The organism is Streptomyces sp. NPDC041068, from assembly GCF_040647455.1.
In the GTDB taxonomy this organism is placed as follows: Bacteria; Actinomycetota; Actinomycetes; order Streptomycetales; family Streptomycetaceae; genus Streptomyces.
The window spans coordinates 139,752-158,189 of sequence record NZ_JBEZCG010000009.1 but is presented as its reverse complement, the minus strand read 5'-3'; the positions used below and the strand labels follow the sequence as shown (position 1 = coordinate 158,189).

Here is an 18,438-nt window from a genome sequence, read left to right as displayed (position 1 = left end):
CGCGCACGGGGGCGGCACCCCGACGTGCGTCACCCGTACGGGCGTACGGAACCTGCGGCGCGGCCCCCGCGGTGGTCGTCTTGAACACACCCGCGCGGCTCCTCGCCGCGCCGACGCACAGGTGGGAGCCCCGCGGTGCGCTGCATTCCCGTCCCGCCGGACGGTCCGACATCCACGGCTCCGCCGCGGCATTCCCTGCCCCGGGACGTGCCGCCCGGCGTGCGCACGCGCGATGGCTCCCCCGGTGCGCGGGAAGCCCCGCGTCGCGAAGTCCTCCACCACGAAGCCCCGCGTCGCGCCGCCCCCGCAAAGGCCCCGTCCGCCTCGCGGGACGGCCTTGTCCGCGGCGGTGCCCTCGCGGCGTCCGGCAGGCCCGACGCGGGAACCGGGCGGCGGCGCAGGCTGCCCGCGCCCAGCCTCCTCTCACCCGGCGTCGCCCTGGACCCGTACCCGCTGTACCGACTGCTCCGCGAGGACTTCCCGCTGGTGCGCGACGAGGCCTTCGGGGCATGGCTGGTCAGCCGGTACAGCGACGTGCGCGGCGTCCTCGCGCGGCCCCGGCTCGTCGCGCCGCCGCCGGGCAGGACCCTCGCACACATGGAGGGCGCCACGCACCGCGCGCACCGCGCCCTGGTCGAGCCCGCGCTGCGCGGCCGCGCCGTCGCCGCCCTGGCCGCGGGGATCTCCCGCACCGCCTACGTCCTGGCCCGCCGCGTCGCCGTCCGCCACGAGGCCGATCTCGTCGCGGAGTTCTGCCAGTGGCTGCCCGCCGCCGCGGCCGTCGCCGCCCTCGGCCTGCCCTGCGAGGACGCCGCCCGCGTCCACGCCTGGTGCCGCGAAGGCCTCACCCATCTCGGCGGTCACCACCGCGAACTGGATGCCTGTCTGCGCCCCCACATGGCGCGGCGGCGGGCCCACCCCGGCGACGACCTGCTCTCCGTGCTGTGCACCGCCGAGGTCGCGGGGCGGCCCCTTTCCGACGAGGCCGTGACCGGCCTCGTGGGCTCGCTGCTCGGCGGGGGCGGCGAGACCACCGCGCTCGCGCTCGCCTCGTTCCTCGCCAACCTCCTCGACCACCCGCGCCAGTTGGCCCTGGTCCGCGAGCGGCCCGAGCTGATCCCCGCGGCCTGGGCGGAGTCCCTGCGCCGCGACCCGCCCGCTCCCGTGGTGCTGCGCCGCGCGCTCCGACCGGTCGCCGTGGCGGGCGTCCCGCTGCCCGCGGGCGCGAGGGTGGCGTGCCTGGTCGGCTCCGCGGGCCGCGACCCCGCGCGGTTCGCCGACCCCGACCGCTACGACGTCTTTCGCGCGGACCGGGGCCATCTCGCGTTCGGCGCGGGCCGCCACGCCTGCCTCGGCGCCGAACTCGCGGCAGGCGTCGCCGAGTACGGGGTCCGTGCCCTGCTCGACGCCCTGCCGGGACTGCGCTGGGCACCGGGCTTCAGGCCGAAGGGGCAGGGGCTGCTGACCCGCGGCCCGCGGACGCTTCTCGTACGTCCCGGGTGAGCCGGTCTCCTGAGAGTGCGGCCCTATGAGACCCGCTCCAGGAGGGCCACCGGCGACTCGGCGAAAAGCTCCTCCACGCGCGTGTGCCCGCCGAACTCCCGCTCCGGAGAGAGCAGATCGGTCCACCGTCCCTCCGGGAGCACGAGCTCCGTCTCGCGCCAGCCACCCGCGTCGGCCAGGCGCAGGGACAGCCGCGTCACCGCCACCACGACGTCTCCGGAGCGCGTGAACGCGACACAGTGCGCGGCGCCGGGACCCTCGACGTCCAGCGGCTCGTACGTCGCGGCGCCGCCGAACAGCTCCGGACGCCGCCCCCGCAGCCGCAGCGCCGCCGCGGTGAGCGCCAGCTTCTCCTCCGAGAGGTCCCAGCGCTCCCGCTGTGTGTCGAGCCGCTCCAGGACGTGCGGCTGGAAGCGCGCGGGCCGTCGGTTGTCCGGGTCGACCAGGGCGCGGTACTCGCCCTCCGTGCCCTGGTAGATGTCCGGCACCCCGGGCATCGTCAGATGCAGGAGCGCCGCCCCGAGGACGTTCGCCCGCACATGGGGGCCCAGCTCGCGCGCGAAGGCCGCCACCGCGTACAGCGGCGGCCCGCACGGCCCCGCGTCCACGAACGCCTCCACCGCCTTCTCGTACGCCTCGTTGGGCTCGGTCCAGCTGGTGTGCAGGCCCGCCTCGCGCACGTGCTTCAGGAGGGCGTTCTGCAGCCGCGCGTCGTAGGGGAAGCCGAAGCCGACCGCCGTCTGCCAGGCGGCCCACGCCAGTTGGGGGTCGGGCGCGCAGGTGCCGCCCACGCGTGCGGTCTGCTCGGTCAGCTCGACGAGCAGGTCCGCCCACCGGCCGGGGCACTGCGTCAGGACGGAGATACCCGCCCGCACATCGGCGCTGCGCTTGGTGTCGTGGGTCGTCAAGACCGTGCCCGAGTAGGGCCAGTCGCGCTGCACGCGCGCGCAGTACGCGTGGAACTCCTCCACGGGCACCGCGGGACGCTCGGGCGCCCCGCCCACCTCCGCCGCCGAGAGGAGCGGCGCGTGCCGGTAGAACGCGGTGTCCTCGACGGCCTTGGCGTGCAGCGCGGACGCCGTCTGCGCGAACCGCGCGCGGAACTCCTCGACCGCGGCTGAGACCGTGGCCGAGACCGCGGTCGACACCGCCGCCGAGCCCTCGCCGTTCCGCCCCAGCGCCAAGTCCCTTACGACATCGACCGCCTGGGCCTCCTCGGGCACGCCGAAGGACGCCCGTGCCTCCTCGGCGGCGCGGACGGTGAGCACCGTCTCCGGAGCGGCGCCCCCGGACACGTACGGCCGGTAGACGGGCACCCGCACGAGCAGTTCCCGCAGCGCGGTGCGCAGCGCCCACGGCGCGTGGTCGCGCAGGGCGGGATCCGCCGCGCAGATCGCCGTCGCCACGCGCGCGAGGCGGTCGACCTCGGCGGCCAGTTCGTGCGTGACGACCTTGTACGCGGCGCGGCGCACCGTCGCGCCCCAGTCGCCGCCCCGGTCGGTGGGGGGCGCGGCGAACCGCCGGTACTGGCCGAGGAGTTCACCGGCGCCCGCGGGGTCGGTGAAGACTCCGTCGACGTGGCGCAGGGCGTCGTATCCGGTGGTGCCCGCCACCGGCCAGGCCGCGGGCAGGTGTTCGCCGTCGGCGAGGATCTTCTCGACGACCGTCCAGCGGCCGCCGGTCGCCTCGTGCAGCCGCTGGAGGTATGCCCCCGGGTCCGCGAGGCCGTCGGGGTGGTCGACGCGCAGCCCCTCGACGACGCCCTCGCGCAGCAGCTGCAGGATCTTCCCGTGGGTGGCCTCGAACACCTCGGGGTCCTCGACGCGCACCGCCATGAGGTCCGAAATGGTGAAAAACCGGCGGTAGTTGAGCTCCGTGCGGGCGAGCCGCCACCAGGACAGGCGGTACCACTGCGCGTCGAGGAGTTCCGGCAGCGGCAGCTCCTCGGTGCCCTCTCGGATCGGGAAGGCGTGCTCGTGGTAGCGCAGGACCTGCCCGTCGACCCGCAGCCGCCCCAGCTCGTCGCCGACCCTGCCGCCGAGGAAGGGCAGCAGGACGCGTCCGCCGCCCGCCTCCCAGTCGACGTCGAACCAGCGCGCGTACGGCGATCGGGGGCCCTCGCGCAGCATCTCCCACAGGGCGTGGTTGTGGCGCGGCACCGCCGCCATGTGGTTCGGCACGATGTCCACGACCAGGCCGAGCCCGGACTGCCGGGCCACGCGGGACAGCGACCGCAGGCCGTCCTCGCCGCCCAGTTCGTCCCGCACGCGCGCGTGGTCCACGACGTCGTACCCGTGCGTCGAGCCCGGGACGGCCTCGAGCACCGGCGACAGGTGCAGGTGCGAGACACCGAGCGAGGCGAGATGGGGAACGGCCGCCTCGGCGGCCGCGAAGGTGAAGTCCGGCTGCAGCTGCAGCCGGTAGGTGGCGGTGGGCGGGGCCGGCACCGCGGGCCCGGAGCGCTCCGGCGTCATGCGCGTCATGCGAACGTACGTACCCGCCTGGGCGGCTTTCGTGCCATCGACTCATGCGTGTCCGCGCCAAGGCGTCGCTAGCTTCGAACGATGGCCGAGAACACATGGGACGCGTACCGCACAGTGCTCCGGATGACCGGGGCTCCGCTGCCCGTCATCTCCTTCTTCGGCAGGCTCCCCGTGGCCATGATCCAGTTCGGCAGCGTGCTCCTGGTGACCGAGACCAGCGGCTCGCTGGCCACCGGCGGGATCGTCGCCTGCGCGCTCGCGCTCGGCCAGGTGACGCTCGGCCCCTTCGTCGGACGCCTCGCGGACCGGCACGGCCAGCGCCCCGTGGTGCTCGCCTTCTCGCTCGTCAACGCCCTGGCCATCGCCGTGTACACCCTCGGCGCGGTCGTCGGCCTGCCCACGCCCGCCCTCGCCGCCCTGGGGGTGCTCGCGGGCGCCACCATCCCGGGGATCGGCCCGCTCGCCAGGGCCCGCGTCGTCCCGCTGGTCCGCGCCAAGGGCGGCGACGACCGGCTCGCGGGCACCGTGCTGTCCCTGGAGAGCACCATGGACGAGCTGTCCTTCGTGCTCGGCCCCGCCCTGGTGGGACTCGCGTCCGTGGCGGGCCACCCGGCGTACGCCTTCTGGGCGGCCGCGCTCCTGGTCGCCCTCTGCGGGACAGGCTTCGCGCTGCACCCCACGGCGCGCGCCACCGGTACGGCGCCCCGGAGCGAGGCACGCGCGCGTGGGCGGCGCCCGCGGCTGCCGCGCTCGGTGTACGTGGTGCGCGTGGGCCTGCTCTTCCTGGGCGTGCTGCTCGGCGCGTGCGGGGCGGGGATCACCGCGCTGACCCAGGAGCTGGGGCAGCCGGGGCAGGCCGGGCTCGTCTATGCCGCGATGGGCGTCATGAGTGCCGTCACCGGTCTCTCCATGGCCGCACTGCCCGAGCGCTTCGGACTGCTCGCGCGCTGGCGGGTGGCGACGGCGGCCGCGGCGCTCCTCGCGCTGCCCCTGGTGTGGACGGACAGCCTGACGGGCCTCTACGTGATGGTCACCCTCTTCGGTGCGATCTTCGCCCCGAACCTCATCACGGGCTTCGCGCTGACCGAGCGGGCCGTGCCGCCGCGGCGGCTCGCCGAGGGCATGACGTTCGCGTCGAGCGCCTTCGTGGGCGGCCAGGCGGTGACGCTCGCGGGGGCGGGGCGCCTCGCGGAGTCGCACGGCGCGGGGGCGGCGTTCGCGCTCGGCAGCGCGGCGGCCGCCGTCGCGTTCGTGATCGCCCTGATCGCCCGCCACGAGCGACCCCAGGAGCCGCCGCGCGAGCAGCAGCCCCATGCCGAGGCCACCACCCAGTCGCCCCGCGCCGGAGCCTCCACCAAGTCGCCCCGCACCACCGTCAAGCAGGACGCCGCCGTCACGCCGGACGCTGCAGCACCGTGAGACTCCGGTCGGCCAGCGTGAGCCGGTCGCCCGCCCGCACCTTCGCCGGATCCGGCGGCACCCCGTCCTCGTGCGCCGTGTCGACCACGAGCTCCCACTGCCGGCCGTGGTTGACCGGCACCACGAACTCCAGGGGCTCCGGCGAGGCGTTGAACATCAGCAGGAACGAGTCGTCGCTGATGCGCTCGCCGCGCTGCCCCGGCTCCGAGATGGCGTTGCCGTTCAGGAAGACGCTCAGCGCCCGCGCGTGCGAGGCGCTCCAGTCGTCCTCCCGCATCTCCTCGCCCTCCGGGGTGAACCAGGCGATGTCGGACAGTTCGTCGTGCGTGCCCTGGACCGGGCGGCCGTGGAAGAACCGGCGCCTGCGGAAGACCGGGTGGTCGCGCCGCAGCATCGCCATCGCGCGCGTGAAGGCCAGTTGCGCGCTCTCGCCGTCCGGCCAGTGCACCCACGCCAGTTCGTTGTCCTGGCAGTACACGTTGTTGTTGCCGCCCTGCGTCCGTGCGAACTCGTCGCCGTGGCTGAGCATCGGCACGCCCTGGGAGAGCATCAGGGTGGCGATGAAGTTCCGCATCTGGCGCTCGCGCAGGGCCAGCACGTCCGGGTCGTCGCTCTCGCCCTCGACGCCGCAGTTCCAGGAGCGGTTGTGGCTCTCGCCGTCCTGGTTGTCCTCGCCGTTGGCTTCGTTGTGCTTGTCGTTGTACGCGACGAGGTCGTGCAGGGTGAAACCGTCGTGGCAGGTGGTGAAGTTGATCGACGCCAGGGGGCGCCGCCCGTCGTCCTGGTAGAGGTCGGAGGAGCCGGTGAGCCGGGACGCGAACTCCGCCAGCGTGCGTGGCTCGCCGCGCCACAGGTCGCGCACCGTGTCGCGGTACATGCCGTTCCACTCGGTCCACAGGGGCGGGAAGTTGCCCACCTGATAGCCGCCCTCGCCGACGTCCCAGGGCTCGGCGATCAGCTTCACCTGGCTGACCACCGGGTCCTGCTGCACGAGGTCGAAGAAGGACGAGAGCCGGTCCACCTCGTGGAACTGGCGCGCGAGGGTGGCCGCGAGGTCGAAGCGGAACCCGTCCACGTGCATGTCCGTGACCCAGTGCCGCAGCGAATCCATGATCATCTGTAGGACGTGCGGCGAGCGCATCAGGAGCGAATTGCCCGTCCCCGTGGTGTCCATGTAGTAGCGGGGGTCGTCCATGAGGCGGTAGTACGAGGCGTTGTCCAGGCCCTTGTAGGAGAGCGTCGGGCCCAGGTGGTTGCCCTCGGCCGTGTGGTTGTAGACGACGTCGAGGATCACCTCGATGCCGGCCTCGTGCAGCGCCTTCACGGCCTGCTTGAACTCCAGGACCTGCTCGCCCCGGTCGCCCCAGGAGGCGTACGCGTTGTGGGGGGCGAAGAAGCCGATGGTGTTGTAGCCCCAGTAGTTGTTCAGGCCCATGTCCACCAGGCGGTGGTCGTTCACGAACTGGTGGACCGGCATCAACTCCAGGGCGGTGACGCCCAGTTCGGAGAGGTGCTCGATGACCGCGGGGTGCGCGAGCGCCGCGTACGATCCGCGCAGATCGTCCGGAAGATCCGGGTGCAGCATCGTCAGGCCCTTCACATGGGCCTCGTAGATCACCGTCTCGTGGTACGGCGTGCGGGGCGGCCGGTCGTCGCCCCAGTCGAAGTACGGATTGACCACCACCGACGTCATCATGTGCGGCGCCGAGTCCAGGTCGTTGCGCTCGCCGGGCTCGTCGAAGTGGTAGCCGTACACCTCCTCGCCCCAGTCGACGCGCCCGCTGACCGCGCGCGCGTACGGATCGAGCAGCAGCTTCGCGGAGTTGCAGCGGTGCCCCTGCGAGGGGTCGTAGGGGCCGTGCGCCCGGAAGCCGTAGCGCTGTCCGGGCATGATGCCGGGCAGATACGCGTGCCGCACGAAGGCGTCGGACTCGCGCAGCTCGACGGCCACCTCCGAACCGTCGTCGTGGAGCAGGCACAGCTCCACGCGCTCTGCGGCCTCGGAGAAGACCGCGAAATTCGTGCCGGCTCCGTCGTACGTGGCACCTAAGGGGTACGCCTGTCCAGGCCAGACCTGCATGAATACGACTCTTCCACTAACGCCCCCTCGGGTTGGGGCCACTTTGGCCAGAGTCTCCCCGAAAGTGGGGCAACCACCCAGGAGTTGAACCCGTCTAACCGTCTGACCACATACTCGGTATGCCCACGAATGGGGCGCCAGGGGAGTAGGGGGAGTAAGTGCGACAGATAGTCAGACGCCACCTCGGAAAGGTGGTGGCGGGCGTGGCGTGCGTGGCGGCCGCGACCGCCGTGCTGGTGGGCGTCAATCTGCCGGGATCGGAGGCAGGCGGCTCGGGGGACCGCCAGGCCAACGCGGCAGCGGCGAAGCAGGACGCCGTCGCCAAGGACGGCGTCGTGGAGGCCGCGCCCGAGGAGGGCGAGAAGGGGATCGGCAGCGACCCGCTGACCGACGAGGAGATCGAGCGCGCCGAGAAGGCGTCGGTTTCGGGCCAGATGCGTTCCAGCGCCCGCGACGTCGAGGGGGACCGCGGCCCGCAGCTGCTGTCCACGAACCTCAGTGAGCCGGAGCCGAGCGACAGCGGCGCCGCGGCCCCGCGCAGGGCCGAAGTCGTGTACTACGACTACAAGAAGGACGCCGTCATCACCAAGACGGTCAATCTGGAGACCGGCAAGGTGGACGACACCGCCACCGCGCAGAACGTCCAGCCGCCGCCCAGCCAGGAAGAGCTCGCCGAGGGCGCCAGGCTGCTGATCGCCGACCAGCTCGGCAAGGGCCTGAAGAAGGACTTCAAGCACGCCACGGGCAAGGCGCTGACCAACCCGGACCAGCTGCAGCTGAGCGGGATGGTCTTCCGCAAGGAGACCGTCGAGCGCGTGCCGTCCAGCCTCACCGAGTGCGGCAAGCACCGGTGCCTCCAGGTCGTCACCAAGGTCAAGAGCGGACCGTGGATCGACACGCGGTCCCTCGTCGTCGACCTGAGCACCCGCACCGTGGGCCGCCTCGGCTGATTCCAGCCTTCCGCGCTCGACACCACACATCAACTTCTCCTCGTACGAGGGAGTTCACTCCGCAATGCACGTCAACAGACTTTCGCGCGCCCGCAAGAGGGTCACCATGGCCCTCGCGGTCTCCGCGCTCCTCGGCGGCACCGTCATGACCACCGCGGGTCCCGCCTCCGCCACCCCCCGAGCCGCTCCTCCCAAGGCCCCCGCGGCCGCGGCCGACTGCAGCGACGCCTACAAGATCGAGCAGACCGTCGACGGCGGCACGACCTGGCGCATGTGCTGGCACTACAACACCCTCTCCGGCCTGATCCTCGACAAGATCAGCTATCAGCCGAAGGGCGAGGCCAAGCCGATACCCGTCCTCACCAGTGCCCGCCTCGCGCAGGTTCATGTCCCCTACGACGACGGCGAGGCCGAGTACGACGACGTCACCGGCACCGACTTCGGCCAGGCCCTGCAGAACCTCAACCCCGGCGAGTGTCCCGGCGGCACCATCAAGACCGTCAAGGTCCCGCACCGGGGCAACGTGAAGGGCCTGTGCACCACCACGCGCGCGCGTGGGCACGCGTACCGCCTCAACGACGACGAGTCCACCGGCGGCACCGGCAAGGTCTACACCGGCCAGGGCAAGGACCTGCTCGTCTACACCGTGAACAAGGCCTCCTGGTACGAGTACATCACCGAGTGGCGGTTCTCCTCGGACGGCACCATCACCTCCCAGGTCGGCGCGACGGGCAGCCTCTCCCCGTACGACTACGACGGCGGCGACAGTCGCGGCTGGCCCATCGGCAAGGGCGACCAGGCCAAGGCCGAGAGCCACGCGCACAACGTCTTCTGGCGGCTCAACTTCGGCCTCGACGGCTCCCCGAAGGCCAAGGTCGAGCAGTACGACTCCAAGGTCACCCCGCCCACCGGCGACGGCAGCCCGACCACCAAGACCACCCGCACCAAGGTCACCAAGGAGCTCGCGGGCGACCGCAAGGACATGCGCTGGTGGCGCGTGGTCAGCGGGGCCGGCAAGAACAAGGACGGCCACCCCCGTTCGTACGAGATCGTGCCGGGCCCCAGCAACAAGCACGCAGGCCGGGAATTCACCAAGCACGACGTGTACTTCACCCAGTACAAGAAGTGCGAGCAGTACGCGAGCAACAACCCCGGCTGCCCCAACGGCACCCCGGACAGCGTCGACAAGTGGGTGAACGGCCAGAGCCTCACGCACCCGGTCACCTGGGTGCACATCGGCTTCCACCACATCGCCCGTGACGAGGACCAGCAGCCCATGCCGGTCCACTGGCAGGGCTTCTCGCTCGCCGCGCGCGACGTCACCGCTATGAGCCCGCTCACTCCGCAGGACCTCGCGAACCAGAACGGCCAGCCGCCGCTGGGTGGTTGAGAAACCACCCTTCCCATCGGGCTGCACCGCCGGCCGCTCCCGGAGTACCCTTCCTTGATCGTTGACCGGGGGAGTGCTCGGGGGAGCGGAAGGCGGGTGCGCGGGTGAGCTCGGGTGGGCGGGAGCTGCCCCCTGGTGACGAGGGTCACGAGGGGAGCTCCGCGGACGTTCCACCCGGAGCGGTGTCCCTGGCACGGCCGATGGAGATGGGATCCCAGATCGGACCCGAACTGGACTGGGACGCCGACGCCTGGCGCGAGGTCCGTACGCGCGCGCAGCGCGCCGGGCGGGCCTACATCTGGCTGAATCTGGTGGAACAGCGGCTGCGCGCTGTCGTGGCCGCTGTTCTGCGTCCCGTCTACGAACCCGTCCACGCCGACGACTGGGTCGTCGCCGCCGCGGGCCCCGCCGGGCAGGAGTGGGTCCAGCGGGCCGTCGCCGTACGCGAGGTGAGCCGCCGCAAGGGCTATCTGCTCGACCCGGCCGACGACAACGTCCTCAGCTTCCTCACGCTGCCGCAGCTGCGCGAGCTGATGGTGCAGCACTGGCCGTGCTTCGAGCCCTACCTCGACGACCGGCGCGACGTCGAACTGGCCCTGGACGAGCTGGAGGTCACCCGCAACGTCGTCTCCCGCAACCGCGCCCTGTCCGAGACGGTCCTTGCCCAGGCCGAACGGGCCTCGGCCAGGCTCCTGGACATACTCGGCGCGGGCACGGACACACCCTCCGCGCGGCGCCTGCCCGTCGACGCCGTCGAGGATCTCGTCGGTGACCGGTACGCGGACGTGGTCGGCGTGCACTCCGACCGCGTACGGCTGCTGCGGCAGTTCCCCGCCGAGGACCTCTTCGGCGGCGCCCGCCGCCTCGACGCGATCGGCATAGGCCTCAACCTCCTCGTGCAGAACTTCTCCGGGCGCCGGCTCGTCCGGCTAGCCGAGTCCGGCTGCCGGGTGCGGCTGCTCTTCCTCAACCCGGCCAGCAGCGCGGTCAAGCGCAGGGAGCGGGAACTGGGCATCAAGAAGGGCGAGTTGAGCCGCTCCGTCGAGATGAACATCCTGCACATGCGCCGGGTGCGGGCCCGCCTGCGCGACCCGGGGGCCTTCGAGATCCAGGTCTTCGACGAGACGCCGCGCTTCACCGCGTACCTGGTCGACGGGGACGGGGCGGACGGCATCGCGGTCGTGCAGACGTATCTGCGCAGGACCCGGGGGATGGAGGCGCCGGTGCTCGTGTTGCGGGGCGGCGGCCGGGTGGTGCGGCCGGGCGACTCGGGCGAGGGCGGGCTCTTCTCGACGTACCGCGAGGAGTTCGAGCTGGCGTGGGCGGACTCGCGGCCGGTGTCGTGACCTGCCGCGGCCCGCGCGGGACGCCTGGGGGCGGGTGAACCGGAAGGCGGCCCTCGGATTGTCAGTGGCGCATGGGATCGTGGTGGTCACTGGGGGAAAGCACCACGAAGAAGGGGGCGGCCATGGGCTGGCACCGGGAGCTGCTGATCGGTTTCGACCTGGAGACCACGGGGACGGACCCGGGCGAGGCACGCATCGTCACGGGGGCGGTGATCGAGGTCAAGGCGGGCGAGACGCTGGGCCGCCGCACCTGGCTCGCGGACCCGGGCGTCCCGATCCCCGCCGAAGCGGTGGCCGTGCACGGCATCACGAACGAGCGAGCGACCGCCGACGGCAGGCCCGCCGCCGAGGTCGCGGACGCCCTCGCGGACGTCCTGACCTCGTACTGGCAGTCGGGCGTCCCGGTCGTCGCGTACAACGCGGTCTTCGACCTGAGCCTGCTCTCCGCGGAGCTGCGGCGGCACGGCCTGCCGTCCCTGAGCGACCGCCTCGGCGGCATCGACCCGGGCCCGGTCGTCGATCCGTACACGATCGACCGCTCGGTGGACCGCTACCGCAGGGGCAAGCGGAACCTCGCGGCGGTCTGCGAGGAGTACGGCGTGGCTCTGGAGTCCGCCCACGACGCAGCGGCCGACGCCCAGGCCGCCGCGAGTCTCGCCTGCGCGATAGCCGACCGCCACCCCAAGATCGCCGCCCTCGGCCCGGCGGAACTGCACCGCCGCCAGGTCGGGTGGTACGCGGAGTGGGCGGCGGACTTCCAGAACTTCCTCCGGAAGAAGGGGAACGAGGGGGCGGTGGTGGAGGGGGAGTGGCCCCTCCGGACGGTGAGCTGACAGTCTCCGCTGCTACCGCTGTGGGCAGGCGTGCCGCAGGGGCGGCACGGGTGGGCCCAGCCCAACGCTGCCGGGCACCGGTGGACCAGGCGTTCAGACGTTCAGAAGGGATACCAGCGCACCTCGGCGTCCCCGTCCCGCAGGGACGCCACCCTGCGCCGGAACTCCGCCAAGGCCTTCGGATTGCTGGCCGCGTGCTGCGCGACCCACGCGCAGCTGGCGGTCTCCCGGGCGCCCCGCAACACCGCGCACCCCTCCCACTCCCGCACATCCCACCCGTACTCCGACACGAATCCGTCGTACGCCTCCGGCGAGAGCCCGTACCGATCACGGGACAGCGCCATGACGACCAGATCGTGCTCCCGCAGGTCGAAGGAGAAGGTCTCCAGATCCACGAGCACGGGCCCGTCCGGACCGACCAGGACATTGCGCGGCAGCGCATCGCCATGGATCGGACCCGGCGCAAGACGCGGGACCAACGCCGCGGCGGCGGAGGCGAAGCCGTCCCTCCGCTCCCGCAGGTACTCCGCGTCGGCCGGATCGATCGCGTCGCCCGCGAGCCGCAGCCAGCGCTCCACCCCGCCGAGCAGTTCACGGCGCGGCAGTTCGAAGGAGGGGGATTCCAGTGCGTGGACGAGACGGAGCAGCGCGGCGAGGTCACGCGGCTCGGCCGGCCGCACGGCGTCGGGAAGCCGGTGCCAGAGCGTCACCGGATGACCGTCCACGAGCCGGGCCTTGGGCTCGGCGGCCCGTACCGCGGGGACGCCCGCCTGTTCCAGCCACTGCGCGACGTCCAGCTCGCGCCGCGCCCGGTCCAGGAGTTCAGGGGCTCCGCGGCCGACCTTGACGACGAGCTCACCGGCGGCGAACACCGCGTTCTCGCCGAGCGCGAGCAGCCGCGCGCCGCCCGCCTCGCCCGCCGCGCCCTTCAGACCTGCCGCGTCCAGCACGTCCCGCGCCCGCGCCTCGTCCATCGCTCGCCTCCCGCACCCGTTGCCCTGTTCGCGCACAGTCTCGCATCGGCACAGGCCAGCAGCCGTGTGAGGGGGTGCGCGGCTGCTTGACGTATCAAGGTCGCATCAGCACGATGACGGAGGCCGCCAGGGCGGCCGGGCCCGAGGCCCGTTCGGGGCGCGGCACCGCAGCGGACTGCCATGAGAACGCCGAGCCGCCCGAAGGAGCCGATTCCGTGACATTGGCGACCGCGACGAAGCGGTCAGCGAGAGGCCCGCGGGAGCGCAGACCCGCGGACCACGGCGCGTGGTTCCTCGTGCTGCCCGCGCTGATCCCGATCCTCGTCCTGAGCGTGGGGCCGCTCCTCTACGGCATCGCGCTGGCGTTCACCGACTCCCAGTCGGGCCGTACCGAGCCCACGCAGTGGGTCGGCGCCCTCAACTTCCAGGACCTGCTGCACGACACGCTGTTCTGGGACTCGTTCCGGATCGGCCTGCTCTGGGCGTTCGGTGTCACCGTGCCGCAGTTCCTGCTCGCGCTCGGCCTCGCCCTCCTGCTCAACCAGAACCTGCGTTTCCGCTGGCTGGCGCGGGCGCTGGCGATCATTCCCTGGGCGATGCCCGAGGTCGTCGTCGGCATCATGTGGCGGCTCGTCTACCACCCGGACGCGGGCGTGCTGAACGAGACGCTCTCCAACCTGGGCCTCGGTGAAGGAAAGGACTGGCTGACCGGCACCTCCACCGCGCTCCTCGCGGTGATCGTCGTCGGTGTCTGGGCGGGCATGCCGCAGACCACCGTCGCGCTGCTCGCCGGCCTGCAGAACACCCCGCGCGAACTGCACGAGGCCGCCGCGATGGACGGCGCGGGCGCCTGGCGCCGCTTCCGCACCGTCACCTGGCCCGCGATCAAGCCGATCGCCCTCGCCATCTCGGCGCTCAACTTCATCTGGAACTTCAACTCCTTCGCCCTGGTCTACGTCCTCACCCAGGGCGGCCCCGGCGGCCGCACCCGCCTGCCCATGCTCTTCGCCTACGAAGAGGCGTTCCGTTACGGCCAGTTCGGCTATGCCGCGGCCATGGGCTGTGTGATGGTCGCCGTGATCTCCGTGATCCTCGCCTGCTACCTCGTGGGCCGCCTGAAGGGAGGCGACGAGGCATGATGCGTACGAAGAAGACGACGCGCGCCGCGCAGTACCTCGCGCTCGCCGCCTATCTGGTCTTTCTCGCCTTCCCGTTCCTCTGGCTGATCTCCACGGCCTTCAAGCCCGCGCGGGAACTGGGCAGCCTGCACCCCACCTGGATCCCCGAGGACCCGACCCTGGAGAACTTCCGCCAGGCCTTCGACGAGCAGCCGCTCCTCCAGGCCGCGGGCAACTCCCTGGTCGCGGCGCTCAGCGCGGCGCTGATCGCGGTGGTCATCGCGACCCCGATGGCGTATGTGATGGCGCGTCACCGCACGCGCCTCGCGAAGGCGGCCACCGGGTGGGTGGTGGTCAGCCAGGCGTTCCCGTTCGTCCTGATCATCATCCCCCTGTTCCTGATCCTGAAGAACCTGCACCTGATCAACTCGCTGCTCGGCCTGATCATGGTGTACGTGGTCTGGTCGCTGCCCTTCGCGCTCTGGATGCTCGTCGGATACGTCCGCGCGGTGCCCGCCGAGCTGGAGGAGGCGGCGGCGGTGGACGGCGCGAGCAAGGTGCGCACGTTCGTCTCGGTCGTCGCGCCGCTGCTCGCGCCCGGCGTCGTGGCCACGGCGATGTTCGCCTTCATCACCGCATGGAACGAGTTCTTCTTCGCGCTCGTCCTGCTCAAGACCCCGGAGAAGCAGACCTTGCCGGTCATCCTCAACCGCTTCATCGGCTCGGAGGGCGTCGCCGACCTGGGACCGCTCGCCGCGGCCGCGTTCCTGGCGACGATCCCCTCCCTGGTCATCTTCGCGATCATCCAGAAGCGGATCACGGGCGGCATGCTGGCGGGGGCGGTGAAGGCCTGATGGGCACGCGTACGACACCACGGGTGTCCTCTGCACCGCTGCTGTCCGCCGCGCGACGGCTGTCGGCAGCCACCGCTGTCGCCACCGCCCTCGCGCTGCTGCTGAGCGGCTGCAGCGGCGGCGACTCCGGTGACGACGACGGGAAGATCACCCTTCAGTTCCAGTCCCTGGCCTGGCAGAAGGAGTCCGTCGACGCCAACAAGGCGCTCGTCAAGGAGTGGAACGCCACCCACCCCGACGTCGAGGTCGAGTACGTCCAGGGCAGTTGGGACAGCGTCCACGACCAGCTGCTCACCTCCTTCGAGGGCGGCGAGGCACCGGACATCATCCACGACGCCTCCGACGACCTCGCCGACTTCGCGTACGGCGGCTATCTCGCGGACCTCACCGAGCTGCTCCCGGAGCGGCTGAAGTCCGACATCCCGCAGCGCAGTTGGGAGACGACGACCTTCAAGGACAAGGTCTACGGCGTGCCGTTCCTGCAGGAGCCGCGTGTCCTGATCGCCAACGCGAAGTGGCTGAAGAAGTCGGGCGTCCGCATCCCGACCCCCGAGAAGCCGTGGAGCTGGCAGGAGTTCAGGGAGATCACCAAGGAGCTCGGCGACGGCACGGACGGGAAGTACGGCGTCGCCTGGCCGCTGAAGGAGCCGGTCTCCGCGACGCTCAACCTCTCCTTGTCGACCGGCGGACAGATGTTCCACCGCGGCGAGGACGGCAAGGTCGACGTCCGTTTCGAGGCGGCCGACGAGGTCATGCCGCGCACGGTCCACGACCAGGTCAACGTCGACAAGAGCGCATCGGGAACGACGCTCGGCATGGGCGGATCGGACACCCTGCCCGGCTTCTTCGGCGGGAAATACGCGATGGTCCCGCTCGGCTTCTCGTACCGCCAGCAGATCGTCCAGCAGGCCCCCGAGGGCTTCGACTGGCAGGTGCTGCCCGCCCCCGCGGGCAAGGAGGGCCTCGCGCAGGGCGTCAGCCCGCAGACCTTGTCCGTCTCCGAGGACAGCCCGCACAAGAAGGAGGCGGCCGAGTTCATCGACTTCTTCCTGCAGCCGGCGAACATGGTGAGGCTCGCGCGCGGCGACTGGATGCTGCCGACCGGCCAGGAGGCCCTCAAGGACCCGGCGCTGCACACGAAGAAGGACGACTGGGCCGCGGGCACGGCCCTCGCGAAGGACCTGCGCTCGGCCCCCGCCCAGTCCGTCCGCGGCTACCCGGAGTGGAAGGACAAGGTCGCGACCCCGGCGCTCCAGGAGTACTACAGCGGGGCGATCGACCTGGACGAGCTGAGGAAACGGCTGGTGGAGGACGGCAACTTGGTGCTCGCGCGCTATCAGCGGTGAGCGCTTCGCCGGGGTGCGGTGATTGACCTGCGGGTCAGTGGGGGCTGGTCGCGCAGTTCCCCGCGCCCCTGACGGGGCGCCCGGTAACGCGCCGGGCGTTCAGAGCCTGGTCCCGTTCCCCTGTCCCGCCCGCACGAGCCCCGACTCGTACGCCGCGATGACCGCCTGAGCCCGGTCGCGGACGCCCAGCTTCGCGAAGATGCCCGAGGCGTGGTTCTTCACGGTCTGGACGCCGATGTCCATGCGCCCCGCGATCTCCGTGTTGTCCAGGCCCGAGGCGATCAGGCGGAGCACCTCGACCTCGCGCGGGGTCAGTCCGGAGAGGTCCTCGGCCGCCGGCCGCGCAGCCGGGGCCGGGGTCACGAACGTGGCGATCAGCCGGGTCAACAGCCGCGGCGCGACCGCGGCCTCACCGCGGTGGACGGTGCGCAGCGCCGCCACCAGCTCCTCGGGCGAGACGTCCTTGGGCAGGAAGCCCGAGGCCCCCGCCCGCAGGGCCCCGACCACGTGCTCGTCCATGTCGAAGGTGCTGAGCGCGAGAACCCGGCACCGGGGCAGCTCGGCCGTCAGGCGCTCGGTGGCCCTGACCCCGTCGAGCACCGGCATGCGGATGTCCATCAGGACCACGTCGGGGCGGAGTTCGAGGGCCGCGGCGACGGCCTGCTCGCCGTCGCCGACCTCGCCGACGACCCGGATCGCGGGGTCCGAGAACAGGATCAGTGACAGGCCGCGGCGCACCAGCGGCTGGTCGTCCGCGATGAGCACGGTGATGTCGTCGGGCTCGCCCCCGGGCCCGGCAGCGGTCTCAGAGGTCATCGGGTCCCGTCCTTCTCGTACGACGCCACGGGCAGGGGCACGCTCGCGGCCACCCGGAACCCGCCTTCCTCACGGCTGCCGGTCTGCAGGGAGCCGTCGTGCAGAGCGATGCGTTCCCGCATGCCCAGCAGACCGTATCCGCCGCCCGTGCCACTCCCTTCGGGCGCCCTGCCGTTCCCGGCGCCGTCGTCGGTCACCTCGACGGTGACGCGGCCTTCCCGATAGGCGAGCCGCACCGTGGCCCGGGCGGGGCCCGCGTGCTTGCGGGCGTTGGTCAACGCCTCCTGGGCGATGCGGTAGAGGGTGAGTCCGACAGTCATCGGCAGCGGGCGTGGCCGCCCGGTGACGTGGAACTCGGTCGGCAGGCCCGCGGCGGTCGATTCGGCGACGAGCCGCTCGATGCCCTCGACCCCGGGCTGCGGCTCCGACGGCGTCTCCTCCGGGGCGTCGGTGCTGCGCAGCACACCGAGGAGCTGCCGCATCTCCCGCAGCGCGGTGCGCCCCGACTCCTCCAGGGTCACCAGGGCCTCGCGGGCCGTATCGGGGTCGCGGTCCAGGGTCGACCTGGCCCCGCCGGACATCAGGTACATGGTGGTGATGTGGTGGGCCACGATGTCGTGGAGCTCCCGTGCGATGCGGCGCCGCTCCTCGGTCACCGCGCGGTCGGCGAGGAGCTTGCGGTTGATGTCCAGCTGCCGCTTCCACTGCCGCACGGCCAGCCCCACGGCGACGATGAGGCACGGGGTGAGCAGGACGTCGGTGATGCCCACCCCCAGGGAGGGAACGTCGTTGTGCCCGTACCGCACCAACTGCACGGGCACGGTGGCCGCGACGCCCAGCACGACGGCGCGCCGTTCGCCGTACCGGGCCACGGTGTAGAGCGCCACCGCCACGGCGCCGCCGTAGCTGTTGGTCATCGGCGTGCCCGGGTCGACGGCGAGACCCAGGTTGCCCGCCAACTGCACGGCGAGGACCGCGCCGAGCGCCGCCACGGGGTGATGGCGCCGGAAGAGCAGCGGGAGCAGGCCGGAGACGACCAGCAGCACACCGGGCACGGTGACGGGCGCCCCCGTGCCCTCCTCGCCCGGTGCGGTGTAGGCCAGTACGTCGAGCCCCACCGCGACGACGGCGACCAGGACGTCGCCCGGTGTCGGCCGTGCCCTGCCCGTGGGAGGTACCGGAGGGAAGAAGTCGCGACCCATCCGGGCGCCTCCAAGTCGAGCAGATGGAACAGAACGAGCCGCACCATTACATCCCGGCCCGCCGGGCCGCGGATCGGCGCGGCGGCGGTTCTTCCCCCAGTACCGGAGTACTGCCCGCGCCGGA

14 protein-coding genes are annotated in these 18,438 nt (G+C 72.1%); 9 read left to right on the top strand and 5 right to left on the bottom strand.

What is annotated here, in order from left to right; genetic code table 11:
• Nucleotides 1-219 precede the first annotated feature (219 nt).
• Nucleotides 220-1,503, top strand: a complete 1,284-nt coding sequence (locus AB0B50_RS22055; RefSeq protein WP_362334324.1) for a cytochrome P450 — start codon at nucleotides 220-222, stop codon at nucleotides 1,501-1,503.
• 23 nt (nucleotides 1,504-1,526) lie between these two features.
• Here AB0B50_RS22055 and treY read toward each other — a convergent pair whose 3' ends face one another.
• Nucleotides 1,527-3,977, bottom strand: a complete 2,451-nt coding sequence (gene treY, locus AB0B50_RS22050) for a malto-oligosyltrehalose synthase (protein WP_362334882.1) — start codon at nucleotides 3,975-3,977, stop codon at nucleotides 1,527-1,529.
• Between the two features lie 90 nt (nucleotides 3,978-4,067).
• Here treY and AB0B50_RS22045 point away from each other — a divergent pair, with 90 nt between their 5' ends.
• Entirely contained in the window at nucleotides 4,068-5,405 is a 1,338-nt protein-coding gene (locus AB0B50_RS22045; RefSeq protein ID WP_362334321.1) for an MFS transporter, read from the top strand.
• On the opposite strand, the gene glgX is transcribed toward AB0B50_RS22045, so the two are convergent.
• A complete protein-coding gene (glgX, locus tag AB0B50_RS22040) occupies nucleotides 5,380-7,485 on the bottom strand; it encodes a glycogen debranching protein GlgX (protein WP_362334318.1) in 2,106 nt (701 codons plus the stop codon). The two genes, AB0B50_RS22045 and glgX, sit on opposite strands and share 26 nt — an antisense overlap.
• A gap of 158 nt (nucleotides 7,486-7,643) precedes the next feature.
• Here glgX and AB0B50_RS22035 point away from each other — a divergent pair, with 158 nt between their 5' ends.
• From AB0B50_RS22035 to AB0B50_RS22020, 4 genes are all read left to right on the top strand, one after another.
• Nucleotides 7,644-8,435 carry a Tat pathway signal sequence domain protein gene (locus tag AB0B50_RS22035; protein ID WP_362334315.1) on the top strand — a complete coding sequence of 264 codons (792 nt, stop codon included), beginning with the start codon at nucleotides 7,644-7,646 and terminating at the stop codon, nucleotides 8,433-8,435.
• Between the two features lie 64 nt (nucleotides 8,436-8,499).
• Nucleotides 8,500-9,825 carry a copper amine oxidase gene (locus tag AB0B50_RS22030; protein WP_362334312.1) on the top strand — a complete coding sequence of 442 codons (1,326 nt, stop codon included), beginning with the start codon at nucleotides 8,500-8,502 and terminating at the stop codon, nucleotides 9,823-9,825.
• Between the two features lie 104 nt (nucleotides 9,826-9,929).
• Complete coding sequence (locus AB0B50_RS22025; RefSeq protein WP_362334308.1) at nucleotides 9,930-11,171, top strand: SAV2148 family HEPN domain-containing protein; 1,242 nt, start codon at nucleotides 9,930-9,932, stop codon at nucleotides 11,169-11,171.
• A 122-nt stretch (nucleotides 11,172-11,293) separates the two neighbouring features.
• Complete coding sequence (locus tag AB0B50_RS22020) at nucleotides 11,294-12,004, top strand: 3'-5' exonuclease (protein ID WP_362334305.1); 711 nt, start codon at nucleotides 11,294-11,296, stop codon at nucleotides 12,002-12,004.
• A gap of 101 nt (nucleotides 12,005-12,105) precedes the next feature.
• Here the strand turns inward: AB0B50_RS22020 and AB0B50_RS22015 are convergent, their stop codons facing one another.
• Nucleotides 12,106-12,978, bottom strand: coding sequence for an aminoglycoside phosphotransferase family protein (locus AB0B50_RS22015; protein WP_362334303.1), 873 nt, complete (start codon nucleotides 12,976-12,978; stop codon nucleotides 12,106-12,108).
• A 215-nt stretch (nucleotides 12,979-13,193) separates the two neighbouring features.
• Between AB0B50_RS22015 and AB0B50_RS22010 the strand changes: the two genes are divergently transcribed.
• Genes AB0B50_RS22010 through AB0B50_RS22000 form a run of 3 tightly spaced genes read left to right on the top strand, consistent with a single transcriptional unit; the run spans nucleotide 13,194 to nucleotide 16,296 of the window.
• A complete protein-coding gene (locus AB0B50_RS22010; RefSeq protein ID WP_362334879.1) occupies nucleotides 13,194-14,117 on the top strand; it encodes a sugar ABC transporter permease in 924 nt (307 codons plus the stop codon).
• Nucleotides 14,117-14,950 (top strand): carbohydrate ABC transporter permease, encoded by an 834-nt coding sequence (locus tag AB0B50_RS22005; RefSeq protein WP_362334876.1) that lies wholly within the window; start codon nucleotides 14,117-14,119, stop codon nucleotides 14,948-14,950. The genes AB0B50_RS22010 and AB0B50_RS22005 overlap by 1 nt, the downstream gene beginning before the upstream one ends.
• On the top strand, nucleotides 14,950-16,296 hold the full coding sequence (locus tag AB0B50_RS22000; RefSeq protein WP_362334300.1) for a sugar ABC transporter substrate-binding protein: 1,347 nt from the start codon (nucleotides 14,950-14,952) through the stop codon (nucleotides 16,294-16,296). The genes AB0B50_RS22005 and AB0B50_RS22000 overlap by 1 nt, the downstream gene beginning before the upstream one ends.
• Nucleotides 16,297-16,395: 99 nt before the next feature.
• Here the strand turns inward: AB0B50_RS22000 and AB0B50_RS21995 are convergent, their stop codons facing one another.
• Both AB0B50_RS21995 and AB0B50_RS21990 read right to left on the bottom strand, forming a co-directional pair.
• Nucleotides 16,396-17,112 carry a response regulator transcription factor gene (locus AB0B50_RS21995; RefSeq protein ID WP_362334297.1) on the bottom strand — a complete coding sequence of 239 codons (717 nt, stop codon included), beginning with the start codon at nucleotides 17,110-17,112 and terminating at the stop codon, nucleotides 16,396-16,398.
• Complete coding sequence (locus AB0B50_RS21990; protein WP_362334294.1) at nucleotides 17,109-18,314, bottom strand: sensor histidine kinase; 1,206 nt, start codon at nucleotides 18,312-18,314, stop codon at nucleotides 17,109-17,111. Before AB0B50_RS21990 ends, AB0B50_RS21995 begins: the two co-directional genes overlap by 4 nt.
• Nucleotides 18,315-18,438 lie beyond the last annotated feature (124 nt).

What these genes read in the sequence shown, in the direction of transcription:
- AB0B50_RS21990 (WP_362334294.1), bottom strand. Translation starts at nt 18,314, where the DNA reads ATGGGTCGCGACTTCTTCCCTCCGGTACCTCCCACGGGCAGGGCACGG.
- AB0B50_RS22005 (WP_362334876.1), top strand. Translation starts at nt 14,117, where the DNA reads ATGCGTACGAAGAAGACGACGCGCGCCGCGCAGTACCTCGCGCTCGCC.
- AB0B50_RS22020 (WP_362334305.1), top strand. Translation starts at nt 11,294, where the DNA reads ATGGGCTGGCACCGGGAGCTGCTGATCGGTTTCGACCTGGAGACCACG.
- AB0B50_RS21995 (WP_362334297.1), bottom strand. Translation starts at nt 17,112, where the DNA reads ATGACCTCTGAGACCGCTGCCGGGCCCGGGGGCGAGCCCGACGACATC.
- AB0B50_RS22030 (WP_362334312.1), top strand. Translation starts at nt 8,500, where the DNA reads ATGCACGTCAACAGACTTTCGCGCGCCCGCAAGAGGGTCACCATGGCC.
- AB0B50_RS22000 (WP_362334300.1), top strand. Translation starts at nt 14,950, where the DNA reads ATGGGCACGCGTACGACACCACGGGTGTCCTCTGCACCGCTGCTGTCC.
- treY (WP_362334882.1), bottom strand. Translation starts at nt 3,977, where the DNA reads ATGACGCCGGAGCGCTCCGGGCCCGCGGTGCCGGCCCCGCCCACCGCC.
- glgX (WP_362334318.1), bottom strand. Translation starts at nt 7,485, where the DNA reads ATGCAGGTCTGGCCTGGACAGGCGTACCCCTTAGGTGCCACGTACGAC.
- AB0B50_RS22015 (WP_362334303.1), bottom strand. Translation starts at nt 12,978, where the DNA reads ATGGACGAGGCGCGGGCGCGGGACGTGCTGGACGCGGCAGGTCTGAAG.
- AB0B50_RS22045 (WP_362334321.1), top strand. Translation starts at nt 4,068, where the DNA reads ATGGCCGAGAACACATGGGACGCGTACCGCACAGTGCTCCGGATGACC.